Source organism: Methylobacterium sp. NEAU K (assembly GCF_030700285.1).
GTDB lineage: Bacteria > Pseudomonadota > Alphaproteobacteria > Rhizobiales > Beijerinckiaceae > Methylobacterium.
Window position 1 is genome coordinate 133,493 of record NZ_JAUYZJ010000003.1, and the last position, 19,176, is coordinate 152,668.

The window sequence follows — 19,176 nt, forward strand, 5'->3', positions numbered from 1 at the left end:
ATGCCGACAGATCCAGGGATCCACCGATGAGCACGAGCGACCTCACCCTCGCCGGCGAGACGCTACCGGCGGCGAACCCAGAAACCATCTTGAGCGACGCGGATCTGGCCGCCCTGCGCCGAGCCGTGCAGGTGCTCGAGCGTCCGAGCTTGGCGGCGCGCCTCTCCTCGGCGGCCGGCGCCCCCCTCGACATCATCGGACGCTCGTTGCCCGCTCCGGTCACGGAGGCTGTGGGGCGGAGCACCGAGGTCGCGATGCGCGGTGCGATGCGCGTCGCCCTGGCGACACTGCCGCGAAACGAGATCGCTCCCGCCGAGGGCACCGATATCGGCACCGTCACCGCAAAGGCCGAGAGCCGCCTCTCGCGCCTGCTCGGCTCCGGCGATACCAAACACAAAGCGATGGCCGCCCTGTCCGGCGCGGTCGGGGGTGCATTCGGACTGGCAACGCTCGCGGTCGAGCTTCCGGTCTCGACCACGCTGATGCTGCGCTCGATCGCCGAGATCGCCCGCGAGCAAGGCGAGGACCTCGAGACTCCCGAGGGGGCGCTCGCCTGCGTTCAGGTGTTCGCGCTGGGGGGCCGGGTGGCCGACGAGACCGGGGCACGGTCGGCGCTTACCGAGAGTGGGTATTTCGCCGTGCGCGCCGCTCTGGCCAAGACCCTGTCGGAGGCGGCGCGCTACGCCGGCAGCAAGACGCTGCTCGACCAGTCGGCGCCGGCCCTGATCCGCTTCACCGCGCAGGTCGCCGCCCGCTTCGGCCTCGTGGTCTCGCAGAAGGTCGCCGCGCAGGCGGTGCCGATCCTAGGCGCGTTCGGCGGCGCGGCAGTCAACACCGCTTTCATGAACCACTTCCAGTCGACCGCGCGCGCCCACTTTACGATCCGGCGGCTGGAACGGACCTACGGCGCCGTCGCGGTCCGGGCCGCCTACGAGATCGAGAAGGCTGCCCTCGGCCCGGCTTGATCAGCCGCGCCGGACTCCGCAAGGTTCACCCGTTCAAGACGCGCGTGGATGAGCGGAGGCGACCCTGATCGGCAACGCAGAGATGGTGGCGCGGCTCGCCCTGGCCGCCCTGTTCGGAAGCGTGATCGGCCTGGAGCGCGAACGCCTGCTGTGGGCCGCGGGCCTTCGGACGCACATGCTGGTCTGCGTCGGCTCGTGCCTGATCATGATCGTGTCGGCCTTCGGGTTCAGCGACGCCCTCGGCACCAAGAACGTCGTCCTCGATCCCTCGCGAATCGCCGCGCAGGTCGTGTCCGGCATCGGGTTCCTCGGCGCGGGCACGATCCTGCTGCGCGGTGAGGTGGTGAAGGGGCTCACCACGGCGGCGAGCCTCTGGGGAGTGGCGGCAATCGGGCTCGCGATCGGCAGCGGGCTCTACGTGCCGGCGCTGGCGACCACGGCGCTGGTCGTCGGCATCCTGGCGGGGATCAAGCCCTTCGAAGAGCGGTGGCGCGAGCGGATGCGGGCCCAGACCCTGCGCCTGACCGTGCGCCGCGGCGCCATGTCGATCGACACGCTGCACGCGGTCACGGGCGAGCGCGCCTCGCGGGTCCGCCAGTTCACCGTCCGCCCGGCTGCAAACCCGGACCTCGATGAGGTATCCGTCATCTTCGTCCGGCTCTCGCGGACCAGTTTCGAGGCGATCGCCCAGAAGTTGCGTGAGACCCCGGACGTCTTCGCGGTGGATACGATGGAGAGTTGAGCCATGGAGAGTTGAGCCCCGGCACCCGCGCCCCTGCGCGGGGTCATGAGAGCTGCTTTGTGTCGCGTCGCGCGGCGTTATGCGATGCCCTCACCGTCGAGGAACAGGCGGTAGGCCGGGTTCTCGGTCTCGTCCGTGGCGGGGTAGCCGAGAGCCTCGATGGCGGCGTCGAACCGGGCGCGCTCGGCCGGGGGGACCGCGATCCCGGCGAGGACCCGGCCGTAATCTGCGCCGTGGTTGCGGTAGTGGAACAGCGTGATGTCGAAGTCCGGGCCTAGGGCGTCCAGGAACTTCATCAGCGCGCCCGGCCGCTCCGGGAACTGGAAGCGGAACAGCCGCTCATGCGCGACCCCGACCGCGCGGCCGCCGACCATGTAGCGGACATGGACCTTGGCCATCTCGTTGTCGCTCATATCGAGGACCCGGTAGCCGGCCTCGCGTAGGGCGCCGATCAGCGCTTGCTTCTCCCGCTTGCCACCGGTGACGTTGATGCCGACGAAGATCTGCGCCTCGGAAGCCGGCGCGTGGCGGTAATTGAACTCCGTGATCGCGCGAGGCCCGAGTGCGTTGATGAAGGCCCGGTACGCCCCCGGACGCTCCGGGATGGTGACGCCGATCAGGACTTCCCGCTGCTCGCCGATCTCGGCCCGCTCGGCGATGTGGCGAAGCCGGTCGAAGTTCAGGTTGGCGCCGGACGAGATGGCGACCAGTGTTCCGACTCCGCCCTCCCGCTCCGCGTAGTGCTTGGCGCCGGCCAGGCTCAGAGCGCCGGACGGCTCGGAGATCGCGCGGGTATCGTCGAAGATGTCCTTGACCGCCGCGCACATGGCGTCGGTGTCGACGGTGATGACCTCGTCCAGATATTCGCGGCAGAGCCGGAAGGTCTCCTCGCCGGCCTGCCGGACGGCGACGCCGTCGGCGAAGAGGCCAACCGACGGCAGGCCGACGCGGGTATCGGCCGCCAGTGCGGCGGCCATGCAGGCGGCATCCTCCGGCTCGACACCGATCACCTTCGTGCCGGGCCGCAGGTATTTCACGAACGTCGCGATTCCGGCCGCGAGGCCGCCGCCCCCGACGGGCACGAAGATCGCCTCGATCGGGCCGGTATGCTGCTCTAGGATCTCCTTGCCGATCGTCCCCTGGCCGGCGATCACGTCCGGATCGTCGAAGGGATGCAGGAAAGTCAGGCCCTCCTCGGCTTCCAGGATTTTCGCCTGGGCCAACGCCTCGTCGAAGGCGTCGCCATGCAGCACGACCTCGGCCCCGCGGGCGCGGCAGGCATCGACCTTGATCGAGGGCGTGGTGCGCGGCATCACGATCACCGCCCGGGCCCCGAGCTTAGCGGCGGCGAGCGCCACGCCCTGCGCATGGTTGCCCGCCGAGGCGCAGATCACGCCCCGGGCGATCTGATCCGGGCTGAGGCCCGACATCTTGTTGTAGGCGCCCCGCAGCTTGAACGAGAAGACCGGCTGCAGATCCTCGCGCTTCAGCAGCACCGGGCGGCCGAGGCGCTGTGTCATCCGGGGCATCGGGTCGAGCGGGCTCTCGATCGCTACGTCGTAGACGCGGGCGGTGAGGATCTTCCGGATGTAGTCCGTCACGGTCTGGGGCCTCGGCCGATGCGCTTGGAGTCCACCGGCAGATAGCTCCTCCCGTGACCGGACGCGAGCGTGGCTGGGGCCGCACCGCTCAGCTCAGCCGCTCCACGAGCGCCGCGACCCAGACCAGCAGGGCGGCCGCCTGTGCCATGAAGGTGCCGGCCGAGGCGAGATCCTTCACGGTCCCGATCATCGGATGATGGCCCGGATGGACGTGGTCGCAGAGCTTCTCCACCGCGGTGTTCAGGAACTCGGCGGCGAGCATCAGGAGCAGGCTGACCATGAGCGCGACACGCACCCACAGGGTCGAGCCGAGGAAGAGGGCGACGGGGACGCCGAGCGCCAGCAGGACCAGTTCCTGCCGCACGGCCCGCTCGGTGCGTGCTCCGTGCCGCAGCCCGCGCCAGGAATTGAGGAAGGCGAGGACCAGCGCATTCATCGAACCGCAACCTCCGGCACGGACCGGCTGATCCATTTGGCGAGCAGCGGACCGGTGAGCAGCACCACGAACAGGCGAAGCGTCTGCACGGCCAGGACGAAGGAGACATCCGCCTTCGAGCCGACCGCGATGATCGCCACGGAATCGAGGCCGCCGGGACTGGTGGCGAGCACGGCGGTGAGCAAGTCGATCGGCAGCAGGAATGTCAGGCCCCAGCCCCAGGCCGCGCACAGCGCGATCACCGAGAACGTCGCAGCGAGGATGCCGGGTAGCGCCACGAAGGTCAGCCTCAGGGTCTCGCGCGTGAAGCGCAGGCCGACATAGATGCCGATGCAGGCATAGGCGAGTTCGAGGACCGGCGCCGGCAGCGCCATGCGCACGAGGCCGCTGGCATGGAGCAGGCTGCCGAGCACCATCGGCCCGACCTGCGCACCGGCCGGAACCCGCATGGCGAGCGCCGCGCCCGCGCCGATCACCGCGACCGCGAGCGTCGCGATCAGCGATGCGGCGCCCGTGACTTCGGGCGCACTGGCAGGCGCGCCCGGGACCGGGGTCTCCATCAGGAACCGGGCGGCGAGCGAGGCCGAGAACACCACCGCGGCCACACGCACATATTGCATGAAGGCCACGAGCCGGGGATCCGCACCGAATTCCTCGGCCATCGCCACCATCGCGGAAGCGCCCCCCGGCGACGAGCCCCAGGCCGCCGTCGTGCCGGGGAGGACCCGAAGCCGGGTCAGGATCCAGCCCACGAAGCCGCTGGCGGCGACGGTCACCAGCACGACGGCGACGATGAGTGGCCCGTCCGCCAGCAGGGTCTGGGCGATCTGCCCGGTGACCGCATGGGCCACGAGGCAACCGATCATCGCCTGCGAGGCCTGGAAGGCGGAGCGCGGAACATGGAGCCGCGAGCCACCGACCCCGAACGCGATCGCCGCGATCATCGGTCCGAGCAGCAGCGCCGCCGGGAACTGCGCGCGCGTCAGGCCGTACGAAACGGCCGCGGACACGGCGGCGAGGGCGGCCCACAGGCCGATGGTGCGGGAGATGGGCAAGACGACCGGCGGAAGCGAACCCGCACTGAACCGTCGGGCGTGAGGCGCGCTACACCGCAATATTGGCCCTGTCACGGCAAAGATTCGATACGTCTGGCCCGCGCCGAGGTCAGCGTCCGACGGTTGGGGATATTCAGGGGATGCCACGGGTCTGGACACATCGCTCGGCGTTCAGGCTGGCGGCGCCCCGTCCCGACAAGCGGCGGTGACGGGCGGCGCGTGCGCGCGGAAGAACGCGGCGAGGTTCGCCAAACCGGGAGCGCGGGGATCGCTCGCCCGCCAGGCGAGCGCGATGGTGCGGCCCGGGCCATCGACGTCGAAGGCCCGGGTGACGGTCAGGCCCGTCGGGTCGGGGGCGGAAGAGACCGCCAGCGCCGGCAAAAGCGTATATCCGGCCCCCGCGGCCACCATGGACCGCAGGGTCTCCAGGCTGGTGGCGTGGCGCCCCGCCGAGGATGCGGCGCCGCAGGCCGCGATCGCCTGATCGCGCAGGCAATTGCCTTCGTCGAGCAGCAGCAGGTCCGGTCCGGCGATCTCGGTGGCCGAGAGCGCGCCGCCGCGCGCCAGGGGATGCTCGGCCGGGCAGGCGAGCCAGAAGGGCTCGACGAACAGCGGCGCTACCGCCAGCCCTGCCTGGGGAAGCGGCAGCGAGATCAGGGCGGCATCGATGCGCCCATCGCGCAGGCCTTCGACAATCTCGGCGGTCCGTGATTCGGACAGCGAAAGAGTCAGCAGCGGGTATTGCTCGCGCATCGGCCGCAACACCAATGGGAAGAAATAGGGCCCGAGCGTCTGGATGGCGGCGAGAACCAGGCGGCCGGTCAGCGGCGAACCGCGGCCCTCGGTGGCGAGCGCGAGCAGCCGCTGGGCCTCGGCCAGGACCACCCGCGATTGGCGTACGATGCCCTGGCCGGCCTCGGTGAGCAGAACCCTGCGATTCGAGCGCTCGAACAGGGTCAAACCCAGGGTCGCCTCGAGCTTGCGTACCTGCACGCTCAGGGTTGGCTGGCTGACGTTGCAGCGCTCGGCGGCCCGGCCGAAATGGCCCTCATCGGCGACGGCGACGACATACTCCAGGTCACGCAACGACAGACCAGCGAGATTCATAGGCCCTGCCTATCACCATCTTTGCGACGATGCATTGGCCATGAGGATCGCCGGAGTTCATAACAGGCCCGGAACGGTTCCAGTCTGGAGACGTCGGCCCTTATGGCCGTTTGCGGCTTCACGGAGAGACGAGACGCATGAGCGAGCAACGCCCGATTCTCACGACCCGCCAGGGCCATCCGGTCCGGGACAACCAGAGCACCCGCACGGTCGGCGAGCGCGGCCCCGCGACGCTCGAGAACTACCAGTTCATCGAGAAGATCACCCACTTCGACCGCGAGCGTATACCGGAGCGGGTGGTGCATGCCCGCGGCGCCGGCGCGCACGGCTGGTTCGAGGCCTATGGGAAGATCGGCGACGAGCCGGCCTCCAAGTATACCCGCGCCCGGGTGCTGACCGAGACCGGCGTGAAGACGCCGATGTTCGTGCGATTCTCCACGGTGGCCGGTGCAAAGGAGAGCCCGGAAACCGAGCGCGACCCGCGCGGCTTCGCGGTTAAGTTCAAGACTGTCGACGGCAATTGGGACCTGGTTGGCAACAATTTGAAGGTGTTCTTCATCCGCGACGCGATCAAGTTCCCCGACATGATCCACGCGTTCAAGCCGGACCCGGTGACGAATCGCCAGGAGGCGTGGCGCTTCTTCGACTTCGTGGCTCAGCACCCCGAATCGATCCACATGGTGACGCACCTCAAATCGCCCTGGGGCATTCCAGCGAATTACCGGGAGATGGAAGGCTCGGGCGTCAACACCTACAAGCTGGTCAACGACCAGGGTGTGGCGCACCTTTGCAAGTTCCACTGGATCCCGAAGCAGGGCGTCCGCAACCTGACCTCGCAGCAGGCCTCCGAGATCCAGGCCAAGGACGTGGGCCACGCGACCCGCGACCTCTACGACAACATCAGCAAGGGCAATTTCCCGGAATGGGAGTTCGCCGTCCAGATCATGCCGGACGGCCCGAATGATCACATGTCCTTCGATCCGCTCGACGACACGAAGCTCTGGCCGGTCGACCAGTTCCCGCTGCTGACCTGCGGCCGCATGGTGCTGGACCGGGTGCCGGACAACTTCTTCGCAGAGGTCGAGCAATCGGCCTTCGGTACGGGCGTTCTGGTCGACGGCATCGACTTCTCGGACGACAAGATGCTGCAGGGCAGGACGCTGTCCTACTCGGATACCCAGCGCTACCGCGTCGGACCGAACTACCTGCAGCTCCCGATCAACGCGCCGCAGCCCGGCGTGAGGGTCTACTCGAACCAGCGGGACGGCCAGATGACCTACACGGTCGACGGCACCGGCAAGAACAAGCACATCAACTACGAGCCCTCGACGCTGGGCGAGGGCCTTGTCGAGGCGCCGAAGCCTGCCAAGGAGTACCACCAGCCGGTGCAGGGCAATCTCGGCCGCTACCAGACCTCCCGCACCGAGGATGATTACACCCAGGCCGGCGTGCGCTACCGCTCCTTCGCGGATTGGGAGCGCGAGGACCTGATCGCCAACCTCGTGGCCGACATGAAGCAGTGCCCGGAGCCGATCCAGCTGCGGATGGTCTGGCACTTCTGGCACGCGGACGAAGATTATGGCCGCCGCGTCGCCGAAGGTGCCGGCATCGACCTGGAGAAGGCCAAGGCCCTGCCGCCGCTGCCGGGCCGCGCCGCCCCGGGCAAGCGCCTGCAGGGAGAGACCTACACGGACGGTTCGCAGGCCCATCGAGTCGCAGCCGAGTAAGCAAGTCTGCGCCTCGCGAAGGGCCCGCCCGGACCCCAAAGGTCCGGGCGGGCCTTTGCTTGCCTTCCGGGCTCATGCCGACGGCATGCTCGCGCCATGTCATACGGTCGAGGACTCGCCGTGCCTCTCACCGACTTTGCGTGCGCAGCGCAGCGATGACGGCGCAGTATAATTGGCCGAGCTATCCAACCGGAGAACGCATCAGGTCGACTGGACCTGTTCCAGGAAGCCGCGCACGATCATGTTGATCGTCTGTGACTGCTCCGCGAGCCGGACGACGGCGTGTCGTGCCGTCGATGCGGCTGCGTTGGCCTTGGTCATGTCGTCCCGCAGTTCCTCGATTATGGTTTTCACCGCCTGCGCGCCGGCGGCGGCATGCTGGACATTGCCGGCGATCTCACCGGTCACCGAGCCTTGATCCCGTATGGTGCTACTGATCTGGCCCGTCTCACAGCGCAGCATCGAGGCGGAGGTGCGGATATGCCCAATGGCCGCCACGGTCTCGGCGGTCGCCTTGCGGATTTCCTCGACCTGGGCGGCGATCTCGCCCGTTGCCCGGGAGGTTTGGTCTGCCAATTCCTTGACTTCCGTTGCAACAACGCTGAACCCCCGGCCTGCCTCGCCGGCCCGTGTCGCCTCGATCGTCGCGTTCAGGGCCAACAGATTCGTCTGGCCAGCCAACTTCGAGATGAACCCGACGACGGTTCCGATCTGATCGGCGGCGCTGGAGAGCGCCTGGACCAAGCCATCGGTCTGCTCCGCCCTGGACGCCGCGGTCGATGCAAGATCGGACGATTGCGTCGCCTGTCGCGTCAACGCCTGAACGGAGGCGAATAGCTGCTCGATGGAGGATGCGACCATCGCGACATTCGAGGAGGTTCGGATCGCCGCATCGGCGACCTCTGCCCCGCGCAGACCATTGCGCGCGGCGATCGCGGCGACCTCGTTCGCCAACCCTTGCATCTCGGACGTTGCCTCGCTCTGGCTCCGCAGCAGTGTCGCAACCTCCTTCTCGAATTCAGCGACCTTTTGTTCGAGCAACGTGCGCCGCTCCGCATGCCGCAGGGCGGCCATCTTAACCTCGTGCACGTCAACGAGCGTCCCGCACATCCGAACGGGGACGCCCTGCGCGTCGTAGAACGCACCACCGGCGGCAAGGAACCAGCGGTAGCTCCCGTCCCGAGTCCGGAGGCGGTAGCTGATCGTATGGGCACCCTTGCCGGCGATATTGTCCCGCGCAGCCTTGAACCTGCTGATCACCTCCGGCGCATCGTCAGGATGCAGATTGGTCAGCCAAGATTTAAAGGCGTTCGGAAAGCCATCAGGATCATCATCGTAACCGAGAAGCCGTCGGTACTCCCGCGACCACACCCAGCGGCTCTTCGGATGGGTCGGATCACCGGTGTGCAGGTATGCCCGCCACAACCCGACGCCGCCCTGATTTTCCAAAAGGTCCATGACGATCTCAGACTCATTTCTTCTCGAAAACATTAATACGTTCCTTTTTTTCAAATTTTTTGCTGCTATATAATGATAATATTGACCATTACTACAGTAATTTTACATAGAAACTGTACGTTTTTGTAAAATCCGAACGCGACATCGTTGTCCGACGACGCAGATCGCCTGCCCGTACAGGATAATTCGATCATTCGATACCGATCTGCGCGAGAAAACGGCGCTTGATCTACGATCGGTTCGGCAACGACTATCGTTTCGCCGCCGCAGCAGATTCGGGCCGGACCAGGATCGGGCCTCGACGGTGCAAAGGACCTGCGATGCGGGGCGCATCGCGCCGTGAAGGATCGGTGAGCGCGATCCTCGGATCGGCCATCAGCTGCCGATTCAAAAGTCTCGAAGCGTCACACGGACGCCCGGGCGCCGCAGGCTCCCCCTTCGCCACATGGATCTGCACGCGAGCAGACCGCGTCCTTGGATGGCACGGCAAGGGGAATCCCGTGCCTTCGAGGCACGAGATCCGCTGGCGACCTCCGAGGCCGGATCGAAAGCGTCGGACGATCAGCGCCCGCCGGCCGACCCTGCCGGGCGAAGCGGGGGCGGCGTCGATGCGTCGGATCGGAGGTCCGGCTCGGCGGCGCTCACCTTGCGGTCGCGTCCGGCAGCCATACCCACCAGGATCGCGATCACCGCGATGCTCACGAACAGCGCCCCCGCCAAACCCCATCCCCCCGTCGCCTCGTGGGCGAGGCCGAAAGCCAGCGGGCCGAGGCACGCCCCGGTGTAGCCGATCCCCTGCGCCATGGCCGACAGGCCGGCGGCGCTCGCCGCGTCCGCCGCACGCAGGACGATCAGCGTCAGCCCGAGCCCGAAACAGCCGCCGATGCCGAAGCCAAGCGCGCAGGCGGCGGGGATGCGCAGGGAAGCCGCCCCGAACGCCAGCACAAGGAAGGCCGCCGCCGTGAGCCCCGGGATCGCGACGATCCAGGCCCGCTGGTCCCGCCTGCGGGCTGCCAGCATGGCGGTCAGCAACGCTCCGGGCGCCTGGATCAGCGTCACGAGCGAGGCATAGAGGCCGGCGTCCAGGGCTGTGAGACCACGCCCCTGCAGCAGCAGCGGCAGCCAGCCGAACAGGATGTAGGCCAGGGACGATTGCAGGCCCATGAAGCCCGTGACCCACCACGCGAGAGGGTCGCGGAGCAGCCGCCCGGCGGAGGGCGCCGCGGTCGGGACCGAACGCCGGGCGAACGGGATCCAGACGAGCGCGGCGGCAAGCGCCGGCAGGGACCAGACCGCCAGCGCCGACGGCCATCCTCCGCCCAGCGCATGCTCCACCGGGACCGCCGCCCCGGCCCCCGCCGCCGCGCCGAGGCAGAGGGTCATCGTGTAGAGGCCGGTCATCAGGCCGCCACTGCCGGGAAAGTCGCGTTTCACCAGCGCCGGCAGGAGCACGTTGGCAAGCCCGATCCCGATCGCCGCCAGAGCCGTCCCGGCGAAGAGCGGCACGAGGCCGCCGAGGCCGCGCACGGTCAGGCCCGCGGCCAGGATCGTGGAGCCGGCGAGCACCGACAGATCTGGCCCGATCCGGCGGATCATCGGCGCAGCCAGCGCACAAGCCACGCCCAAGCACAGGACCGGCAGGGTCGTGAGGATGGCGGCACCGCCTGCGCTGAGGCCGGTACTGTCCCGGATCGTCGCCAGAAGTGGTCCGATCGTGCTGAGCGCCGGGCGCAGATTGAAGGCGACCAGCATCAGCGCGAGGCCGACCAGATGGCGCCGCGAGTCCGCGGGCTCCGGGCTCACGGCCGGCGCCGGGCGATCGCGGCCCCGCCGAGGCAGGCGGCGAGCATCAGCGCGAAGGCCGCGTCGCCGAACTGCCCATACAGCGTGCCGCCGACGATGCGGGCCGGCAGGTCGGCGTCGAGCCAGGTCTCCTGGTCGAGAGGCGTGCGCGCGACGATGCGGCCGTGCGGATCGATCACCGCGGAGATTCCCGTGTTGGCGTCGCGGACAAGCGGCAGCCCCTCCTCGACGGCGCGCAGGCGCGCCTGGGCGAGATGCTGGCGCGGGCCCGGCGTGTCGCCGAACCATGCGTCGTTCGTCACGTTCAGGATGAGCCCCGGCGGCTGCGGTGTCGGCGGGACATGCCCGGCTGGCAGGATCGCGTGCGGGAAGATCGCCTCGTAACAGATCGTGGCGGCCACGGGCGGCAGGCCCGGCACCGCCAGGATGCGCTGCGCCGCCAGCGTGCCGGCAGAGAAGCCGCCCGGGATGGCCACGAACTGACGCAGGCCGAGCGCCCGCAACGCGGCGTCGAGCGGCGCCGGCAGATATTCGCCGAACGGCACGAGGTGGACCTTGTCGTAGGTGTCGGAGATCGTCCCATCCGGGCCAATCACCATGACGGCGTTGAAGTAGCGCAGGCGCTCGCCGGGCAGCGGCTCCTCGGCGCGGGCTGCACCGGTGATGAGGTGTTGACCCGGCTTGAGCCCGGCCGCGACTTTGGCGACGGCCTCTGGATCGCGCTGGATCAGGAACGGGAAAGCTGATTCCGGCCAAACGATGTGGGTCGGCTCGGGCTCGCCGACCTCCGGGGGACGCTGACTCAACTCAATGTAGCGGTCGACGATGTCGGCGCGGTTCTCGGGCCTGAACTTGGCGTCCTGCGGCAGGTTCGGCTGAACGAGGCGCAGCCGGACGCCCGCGACCACCGGATCGGGCGGACCGAGGCGCGCGGCCCCGTAGAGGGCCATGCCGATGAGAACAATCGCCGCAGCGGCGCTCGGCCCGAACCGGCTGCGGGGGTGGGATCCGGTGGCCAGCGTCGCGGGCGCGGCGCAGACGAGCACCGCCAGGATGGTGAGGCCGTAGAGGCCGATCGCTGCAGCCCACTGCATCAGCCAAAGGTTCTGGCCGAACGCCATGCCCAGCGTATTCCAGGGGAAGCCGGTGAACAGGTGGCCGCGCAGCCACTCTGCGGCGCCGATCCCGAAGGCCAGCGCGGCGATCCGTGCCGGGCCGCGCAGCCACAGCAGACCCGCCGCGCCGAACCCCGCGCCGTAGAACAGGCCCAGCGCGAAAGGCAGGCCGACGACGCCCAGCGGCAGCGCCCAGAGAAACTCATCGGCCTCCACCAGGAAGGCCTGCCCGAGCCACCACAGCCCGGCGGTGAGATAGCCGAATCCCCAGGCCCAGCCGATCAGGAAGCAGGGCCAAAGCCGGCGCAGGGTGCTCCGGCCCGCAGCGGTCCCGTCCATGAGCCAGACCGCCACCGTCAGGGAGACGGCCAGCGCAGGCAGGAAGCCATAGGGCGGCATAGCCGAAGCACCGAGCGCGCCCGCGAGCCACGCGAGCCCGAAACGACGCCAGCCGGTCAGACACCCGATAGCCAAGGCGAGGCCGGGCACAGGGCCGCCCGCGGGCTCGCGCGGGGCGGCGGCGACCCGGGCATACCCATCGCTCAGGACCGTCACGCGAAGACCGTCACGCGGAGAACGTCATGGATGCGGCGTCTCGGCGACCGGTGAGTTGGCGGGCGGCGGGAGGGCGAGCGGCACGACCGCGCCGATCCGCGCGGCGCCCTTGTGGAAGCGCAGCCGCTTCAGCCGCCGCGGATCGGCATCGAGCACTTCAAACTCCAGGTCGCCCGGCCCGGCAATCAGCTCCCCGCGAGACGGCACCCGACCGGCGAGCGTGACGATCATGCCGCCCAGCGTGTCGATCTCTTCGGCCATCTCGCCGACAGCCGCCGCGAGATCGACCCCGGTCGCCTCGGAGACCTCGGCCAGGGGCGTGCGGGCGTCGGCCACGAAGACCTCGTCCTCGCCCTCGACCCGCTGGACCTGCTTGGCCTCGGCGACGTCGTGTTCGTCCTCGATGTCGCCGACCACCACCTCGATCAGATCCTCGATGGAGATCAGCCCGTCGGTGCCGCCATACTCGTCGATGACCAGGGCCATGTGGGTGCGGGTCGCCTGCATACGCACGAGCAGGTCGATCGCCGGCATGGAGGGCGGCACGAACAGCACCGGCCGCTGGATGCGCGCGGCGGCGAGCGTCGTTGTGAGATCGACCTTGCCCAGGTCGAGGCTCCGCGGGAGACGGACCGGCGCGCGCCGCGGCCGTGGCGCGACGGCCGGGTCGGCGTCGCCCTCGACGGGGGTAGCAGGCCGGACGGCGGTGCCGTTGCCGGCGCTACGCCGGGTCGGCTCGGCCTTGGCGGCGATGTGATCGACGAGGTCGCGGATGTGGACCATGCCGCGGGGGTCGTCCAGCGTGTCGCCGTAGACCGGCAGTCGGGAATGGCCGGCCGCGCGGAACAGCTTGAGCAGGTCGCCAAGGTTCGTGTCATTGGCGACAGCGACGATGTCGGCCCGGGGCACCATGACGTCGTCGACTCGCACCTTGTGCAGGCCGAGCACGTTCTTGAGCATCAGCCGTTCAAGGGGAGTGAGGCCGCTCTCGCCGGCATCGGGCTCGGCGAGGGCCTCCTCCAGGCCCTCGCGCAGCGAATCGCGTGGCTTGAGGTGAAGGGCCTGAAGCAGGCGGTCGTACCAGGGATCCCGGGTCTGGGATTCACCCTCGGTGGAACTGGGCGCGGCCTGGGCCGCGCCGCGACTTCGATCGTTGCTCATGTCTCTCGGATCTGGGGGCGTTCGGGAGTCGCGGGCTCAAGCATAAGGGTCCGGGATGCCGAGGGCCGCGAGGGCCGCGACCTCGAGCGTTTCCATGGCCTCGGCTTCGGCCTCGCCGGTCTCGTGGTCCTGACCGAGACAATGCAGGGTGCCATGGACGAGAAGGTGGGCGAGGTGATTCTGGAGCGGCTTCGACTGCTCCGCACTTTCGCGCACCAGGGTCTCGTAGGCAAGGACCACGTCGCCGAGCGGCAGCGCGGCGCCCGCATGCCTCGGCTGCGGAGCGGCCGGGAAGGAAAGCACGTTGGTGGGCTTGTCCTTGCCGCGCCACGTGCGGTTCAGATCCCGGATGGTGGCGTCGTCGGTGAGGACGATGCTGACCTCAACGGGCCCATCCGGCAATTCCGGGGCGATGGCGAGCCCGGCCTCCACGGCGCGCCGGACGAGGGATTCAAGAGCGGGTACGGCAGCTTCCCAGCGCCCGTCTTCGATGGCGAGGTCGATCTCGTGGCCGGTCATCGCACGCCAACCACGCCGCATTCGCTCCAACGTCTGCGGGGCCGGGTGGCCCCTGCCTCAGCGGGTGTCGGGTCGGGATGCACCCTCGCGGAAGGTGAGCGACGGTTCCCAGGAAAGGGTACCGGTAAAAACCTGCACTGTCGGGCTGCCCCGCTGCCTCGCTTGTCTGCACGATACCCTATCGCGCAGAGCCCATCGTTTTCACGCATCGGTCCACGCGATACGCGACTCGCTCCCGAGCGGGAGCCGGTTGGGGCGATGGCGAAGAATCGTCCGGAACGGTCTAACCGCCCTCCGTTCAGGAGAGGGGTTCCGCGCTCGACGTGGCAAACGGATCGAGCGCGGCGCGAACCGGGTCCGGCCAGCCTGCTGACGATGTGTAGAGCGGCTCGTCGGCATGCGGGGACGGGTGACAGGCGCGTGGCCGTACCGAACACGTTCGCGGCGGACATCTTCAAGCGAGCGGCCGGCGGCGTGGGTTGGGGTTGCGGTCGGCCTCGCCCTCACCGTGGGCGGCGCGCTCGTACGCGGTGACGATCCGGCGCACGAGGTCGTGGCGGACCACGTCCACGTCCTTGAACGTCACGCGCCCGATTCCATCAACCCCATCGAGCACGTTCACCGCCTCCACCAGTCCCGATTTCTGGCCCGGCGGCAGGTCGATCTGGCTCGGGTCGCCGGTGATGATCATGCGCGAGCCCTCGCCCAACCGGGTCAGGAACATCTTCATCTGCATCGAGGTCGTGTTCTGCGCCTCGTCGAGCAGAACCACCGCGTTGGTCAGTGTACGCCCGCGCATGAAAGCGAGCGGCGCGATCTCGATGACGCCGGTCTGCAGGGCACGGTCGACGTGGCGCGCCTCCATGAAGTCGTAGAGGGCGTCGTAGATCGGGCGCAGATACGGATCGACCTTCTCACGCATATCGCCGGGCAGGAAGCCGAGGCGCTCGCCAGCCTCCACGGCCGGGCGAGAGAGGATCAGCCGTTCAGCGTGGCCCTGCTCCAGGAGCGACACGGCATGGCCCACCGCCAGCCAGGTCTTGCCTGTCCCGGCCGGGCCTTCGGCGAAGACCAACTCGTTGGAGCGCAGCAGCTTGATGTAGGTGTCCTGCGCTTGGTTGCGCGCCCGCACGGCGCCCCGGCGGCGCGTGGCGATCTGCTCGAAATGCGGCTTGTCAGCCTCGGCCGCGATCGCCTCGGCCGGAAACAGGCTCGCCTGCGCGGTGGATTCGCGGATCGCGCCGTCGACGTCGCCCAGCGTCAGTGTGCTTCCGCCGGTCCGAACCCGGGCGTAGAGCTTCTGGAACACCCGCCTAGCCTTCTCGGCCGCATCGGCGGAGCCCTTGATGACGAGGTGATTGCCGAGCGCCGTGGCGGTGACGTCGAGACGCCGCTCGATATGGGCGACGTTCTGGTCGTACTGGCCGAAGACGAGGCTGGCCAGCCGATTGTCATCGAAGGTCAGCGGAACCTCGACCGTCTCGTCAGATCCGGACGGCAGTGCCGCCGGCCCGCGGCCCAGAAGGGCGCCGCGCACGCCCGCCCCGTCCGAAGCGCTCAAGTCGCGATCCTCGCCACCATGTCCAACGCCCCCGTCCTCACGCCGCCACCGCCTCAGAGACCATTTGCCCGAACAGGCTGTTGGTCCCGGCCTCGACGATCCGCACCGGCACGATCGTCCCAATATGATGGGGGTCGGCGTCGAACTGCACCGCGAGCAGGTGCGGCGTCTTGCCCGCGACCTGGCCCGGATGCCGTCCGGTCTTCTCCACCAGCACCTCAAAGACCCGGCCTTCCGCGGCCCGCTGATAGGCGTGGCGCTGCGCATCGAGGAGCGACTGCAACTCGGCCAGCCGCGCCGCCATCACGGCCTCTGGGACAGCGTCCTCGCGCTCGGCCGCGGGGGTGCCGGGGCGGGGGCTGTACTTGAACGAGAAGGCGCTCTCAAACCCGACCTCGCGCACCAGCCTCAGGGTGTCGGCGAAATCGGCATCGGTCTCGCCCGGAAAGCCGACGATGAAATCGGAGGAGAGGGCGATGTCGGGCCGCGCCGCGCGCACCCGGTCGATCAGGCGCCGATACTGGTCGCCGGTGTGCTTCCGGTTCATGGCGGACAGGATCCTGTCCGAGCCCGACTGAACCGGCAGGTGCAGGTACGGCATCAGGGCCGGCACTTCCGCGTGGGCGCGGACCAGCGCGTCATCGAAATCGTTGGGATGGCTCGTGGTGTAGCGGATCCGCGCGAGGCCGGGGATCTTCGCCACCGCCCGGACGAGTTCCGCGAGGCCGACCGGGGCGGCGTCGGCACCCGCGCCGTGATAGGCGTTGACGTTCTGGCCGATGAGCGTGACCTCGCGGACGCCGCCATCGGCGAGCCTCTCGGCCTCCGCCAGAACCGCCGCGACGGGGCGCGAGACCTCGGCGCCGCGGGTATAGGGCACCACGCAGAAGGCGCAGAACTTGTCGCAGCCTTCCTGCACGGTGAGGAAGGCCGAGGGCCCCGGGGTACGGCGCCGGGGCAGGTGGTCGAACTTGTCCTCGACCGGGAAGTCCGTATCGACCACGCGGCGCTCGCGGGAGCGGGCCAGAAGGTCCGGCAGGCGGTGGTAGCTCTGCGGCCCGACCACCACGTCGACGGCGGGCTGCCGGGCTTGGATCTCGGCGCCCTCGGCCTGGGCGACGCAACCGGCCACGACGATGCGCGTGTCGAGGCCGCGCGCCTGCCGCTCGTCCTTGAGCACACGCAAGCGGCCGAGCTCGGAATAGACCTTCTCGGCGGCCTTCTCGCGGATGTGGCAGGTGTTGAGGACGACCACGTCGGCCTCCTCCACCGAATCTGTGGCCGCGAACCCTTCAGCGCCCAGTACGTCGGCCATGCGGGCCGCGTCGTAGGCGTTCATCTGGCAACCGTAGGATTTGACGAAGGCCTTCTTCAACGCGCGCCGTCCCGAAACCATCCGCTTTCCATCGATCCTGCGCCGATCCTGCGGAAATCGGCCGGCCGGAGGCCTGTAGCACGGATCGCAGGGGCCGTCGCGGCGCCCGGTCAGCCCTGAGGGCAAACCCCGGAAAAGCCGCAGGACCGCCCGGCGGATGCGGACGGTCCTGCGGTCGATGCGTGGAGGCGGCGGGTTTCCCGCCGCCCTTTTAGTGGGCTGCCGGCGCGAGAGCGGGGGCGCTGATGACCATGTTCTGGAAGAACGGCACGTAGGCCTGGAGCATCACCAGTACGCCGACGAGGCAGGCGAGCGCGATCGAGTGCCAGAAGACGAAGCGCAGGATCTTGCCCTCTTGGCCGAAGTAGCCTGTGGCCGTGGAGGCGACGACGATCGACTGGGCGTCGATCATCTTGCCCATCACGCCGCCCGACGAGTTTGCGGCCGCCATCAGAACACCCGAGAGGCCGAGCTGCTCCGAGGTGATGCGCTGGAGGCCGCCGAACAGCACGTTCGAAGCCGTATCGGAGCCGGTGAGCGCGACGCCGAGCCAGCCGAGCAGCGTCCCGAAGAACGGGTAGAGGATACCCGTGCCCGCGAAGGCGAGGCCCAGCGTGGCGTCGACGCCCGCGTATCGGGTCAACACGCCGAGCGCCAGCATCGCCGCGATGGTGATGAGCGAGTAGCGCAGCGCCCAGATGGTCTCGAAATACGCCGTGACGAGGCGCACCGGCGAGAACCGCATGATCAGCCCGGAGATGATCGCCGCGATCAGAACCCCGGTGCCGGTGTAGGACATGTAGGTGAACAGGAACACCGCGCTCTCGGCAGCCGGCTTCGGCACCACCGGGGGCACCTTCATGATCATGTTGTGCAGGCCCGGCACCTCGTATTTCCAGGTGAAGAGCGGGTTCACCAAGCCCTTGAACCAGCCGGTGCCCCAGACGGCCACGATCACCGAGAGGATGATCCACGGCACCCAAGCCATCAGGATCTCGCCCTGCGAGGCGGTGCGCATGCCGGCCTGGCGCGGGGCGCCTGTCCCACCCGGGACGCCGGCGCCGAGCGCCACCGGGCGTGGAGCGGCCACTGCCAGGGACGGATCGTGGCCGCGAAGCGCCGGCGACGTCCAGATCTCGCGGGGCTGCCACACCTTGAGGAACAGGACGAGGCACAGCATCGAGGCCAGAGATGCGCCGATGTCGACGATCCAGGGATTGACGTAGTTCGAGATCAGGAACTGCGCGATCGCGAAAGAGGCACCGCAGACCAGGATCGGCGGCCACACTCGGACCATGCCGCGGAAGCCCGCGAACACCCAGATCAGCCAGAACGGGACGATGAGCGAGAACAGCGGCAGCTGCCGGCCGATCATGGCGCCCAGGATCTCGGGCGGATAGCCGGTCACCGAGGCCAGGCCCTGGATCGGCGCGCCGAGCGCCCCGAAGGCGACCGGGGCGGTGTTGGCGATCAGCGACAGGCCCGATGCCGCCAGCGGCGAAAAGCCGAGACCGATCAGGATAGCCCCGGTGACGGCCACCGGCGTGCCGAAGCCGCCAGCGCCCTCGAAAAAGGCGCCGAACGCGAAAGCCACCAGCAGGAGTTGCAGGCGCCGGTCGGCCGTGATGCCGGCCACCGATTGCTGGAGCACGGCGAACCAGCCTTTCTCCACCGTGAGACGGTAGAGGAAGATGACGTTGAGAATGATCCAGCCGATCGGGAAGAAACCGGTGACCATTCCGAGGATCGCCGCCCGGGATGCGAGCCCGACCGGCATGCCGAAGCCCGCGATGGCCACCAGCAGGGCGAGTCCCAGGGCGATGACGGCCGCGATGTGGGCCTTGACGCGACCGCTCGCGATCATCGCGAGCAGCGCGATCACCGGCACGGCGGCGGCGATTGTCGAGAGCCACGGGCTCCCGAAGGGATCATAGACCTGATTCCAGGTTTGCAACGGGCGTCCTCCCAATACCCCGGCTGTCACGGGGTTTCGGCC

14 protein-coding genes and 1 pseudogene are annotated in these 19,176 nt (G+C 68.9%); 3 read left to right on the top strand and 12 right to left on the bottom strand.

The annotated features are described in order from the left end of the window. The first annotated feature begins 26 nt into the window (after positions 1-26). Positions 27-965: an EcsC family protein gene (locus Q8W67_RS03845; protein ID WP_305540976.1), complete on the top strand. Its 939-nt coding sequence runs from the start codon at positions 27-29 to the stop codon at positions 963-965. An 82-nt stretch (positions 966-1,047) separates the two neighbouring features. Then, complete coding sequence (locus Q8W67_RS03850; protein WP_305540979.1) at positions 1,048-1,707, top strand: MgtC/SapB family protein; 660 nt, start codon at positions 1,048-1,050, stop codon at positions 1,705-1,707. Positions 1,708-1,784: 77 nt separating this feature from the next. Here the strand turns inward: Q8W67_RS03850 and ilvA are convergent. The 4 genes and pseudogenes from ilvA to Q8W67_RS03870 form a co-directional block, all read right to left on the bottom strand. Continuing rightward, positions 1,785-3,320: pseudogene (ilvA, locus tag Q8W67_RS03855) on the bottom strand (threonine ammonia-lyase, biosynthetic); the annotation flags it as partial. 76 nt (positions 3,321-3,396) lie between these two features. Continuing rightward, the gene (locus tag Q8W67_RS03860) at positions 3,397-3,744 is read right to left on the bottom strand and encodes a diacylglycerol kinase (RefSeq protein ID WP_305540982.1); all 348 of its coding nucleotides are present in this window, start codon (positions 3,742-3,744) and stop codon (positions 3,397-3,399) included. Continuing rightward, a complete protein-coding gene (locus Q8W67_RS03865; RefSeq protein WP_305540984.1) occupies positions 3,741-4,799 on the bottom strand; it encodes an AbrB family transcriptional regulator in 1,059 nt (352 codons plus the stop codon). The genes Q8W67_RS03860 and Q8W67_RS03865 overlap by 4 nt, the downstream gene beginning before the upstream one ends. Positions 4,800-4,970: 171 nt before the next feature. Next, positions 4,971-5,906: a LysR substrate-binding domain-containing protein gene (locus Q8W67_RS03870; RefSeq protein ID WP_305540987.1), complete on the bottom strand. Its 936-nt coding sequence runs from the start codon at positions 5,904-5,906 to the stop codon at positions 4,971-4,973. A 137-nt stretch (positions 5,907-6,043) separates the two neighbouring features. On the opposite strand from Q8W67_RS03870, the gene Q8W67_RS03875 reads away from it, so the two are divergent. Next, positions 6,044-7,633: a catalase gene (locus Q8W67_RS03875; RefSeq protein WP_305540990.1), complete on the top strand. Its 1,590-nt coding sequence runs from the start codon at positions 6,044-6,046 to the stop codon at positions 7,631-7,633. 201 nt (positions 7,634-7,834) lie between these two features. On the opposite strand, the gene Q8W67_RS03880 is transcribed toward Q8W67_RS03875, so the two are convergent. The 8 genes from Q8W67_RS03880 to Q8W67_RS03915 all read right to left on the bottom strand — a co-directional run bounded on the left by Q8W67_RS03880 (position 7,835) and on the right by Q8W67_RS03915 (position 19,134). After that, the gene (locus Q8W67_RS03880) at positions 7,835-9,091 is read right to left on the bottom strand and encodes a PAS domain-containing methyl-accepting chemotaxis protein (RefSeq protein WP_305540993.1); all 1,257 of its coding nucleotides are present in this window, start codon (positions 9,089-9,091) and stop codon (positions 7,835-7,837) included. A 561-nt stretch (positions 9,092-9,652) separates the two neighbouring features. Then, the gene (locus Q8W67_RS03885) at positions 9,653-10,843 is read right to left on the bottom strand and encodes an MFS transporter (RefSeq protein ID WP_370693812.1); all 1,191 of its coding nucleotides are present in this window, start codon (positions 10,841-10,843) and stop codon (positions 9,653-9,655) included. A 47-nt stretch (positions 10,844-10,890) separates the two neighbouring features. Further along, positions 10,891-12,555, bottom strand: coding sequence for an apolipoprotein N-acyltransferase (lnt, locus tag Q8W67_RS03890; RefSeq protein WP_370693813.1), 1,665 nt, complete (start codon positions 12,553-12,555; stop codon positions 10,891-10,893). A gap of 33 nt (positions 12,556-12,588) precedes the next feature. Continuing rightward, complete coding sequence (locus Q8W67_RS03895) at positions 12,589-13,725, bottom strand: hemolysin family protein (protein WP_305541001.1); 1,137 nt, start codon at positions 13,723-13,725, stop codon at positions 12,589-12,591. A 36-nt stretch (positions 13,726-13,761) separates the two neighbouring features. Further along, complete coding sequence (ybeY, locus tag Q8W67_RS03900) at positions 13,762-14,244, bottom strand: rRNA maturation RNase YbeY (protein ID WP_305541004.1); 483 nt, start codon at positions 14,242-14,244, stop codon at positions 13,762-13,764. Between the two features lie 454 nt (positions 14,245-14,698). Next, the gene (locus Q8W67_RS03905; RefSeq protein WP_370693807.1) at positions 14,699-15,805 is read right to left on the bottom strand and encodes a PhoH family protein; all 1,107 of its coding nucleotides are present in this window, start codon (positions 15,803-15,805) and stop codon (positions 14,699-14,701) included. Between the two features lie 37 nt (positions 15,806-15,842). Further along, entirely contained in the window at positions 15,843-17,180 is a 1,338-nt protein-coding gene (gene miaB, locus Q8W67_RS03910; RefSeq protein WP_305541007.1) for a tRNA (N6-isopentenyl adenosine(37)-C2)-methylthiotransferase MiaB, read from the bottom strand. A 211-nt stretch (positions 17,181-17,391) separates the two neighbouring features. Then, on the bottom strand, positions 17,392-19,134 hold the full coding sequence (locus Q8W67_RS03915; protein WP_305541010.1) for an L-lactate permease: 1,743 nt from the start codon (positions 19,132-19,134) through the stop codon (positions 17,392-17,394). Positions 19,135-19,176: the final 42 nt, after the last annotated feature.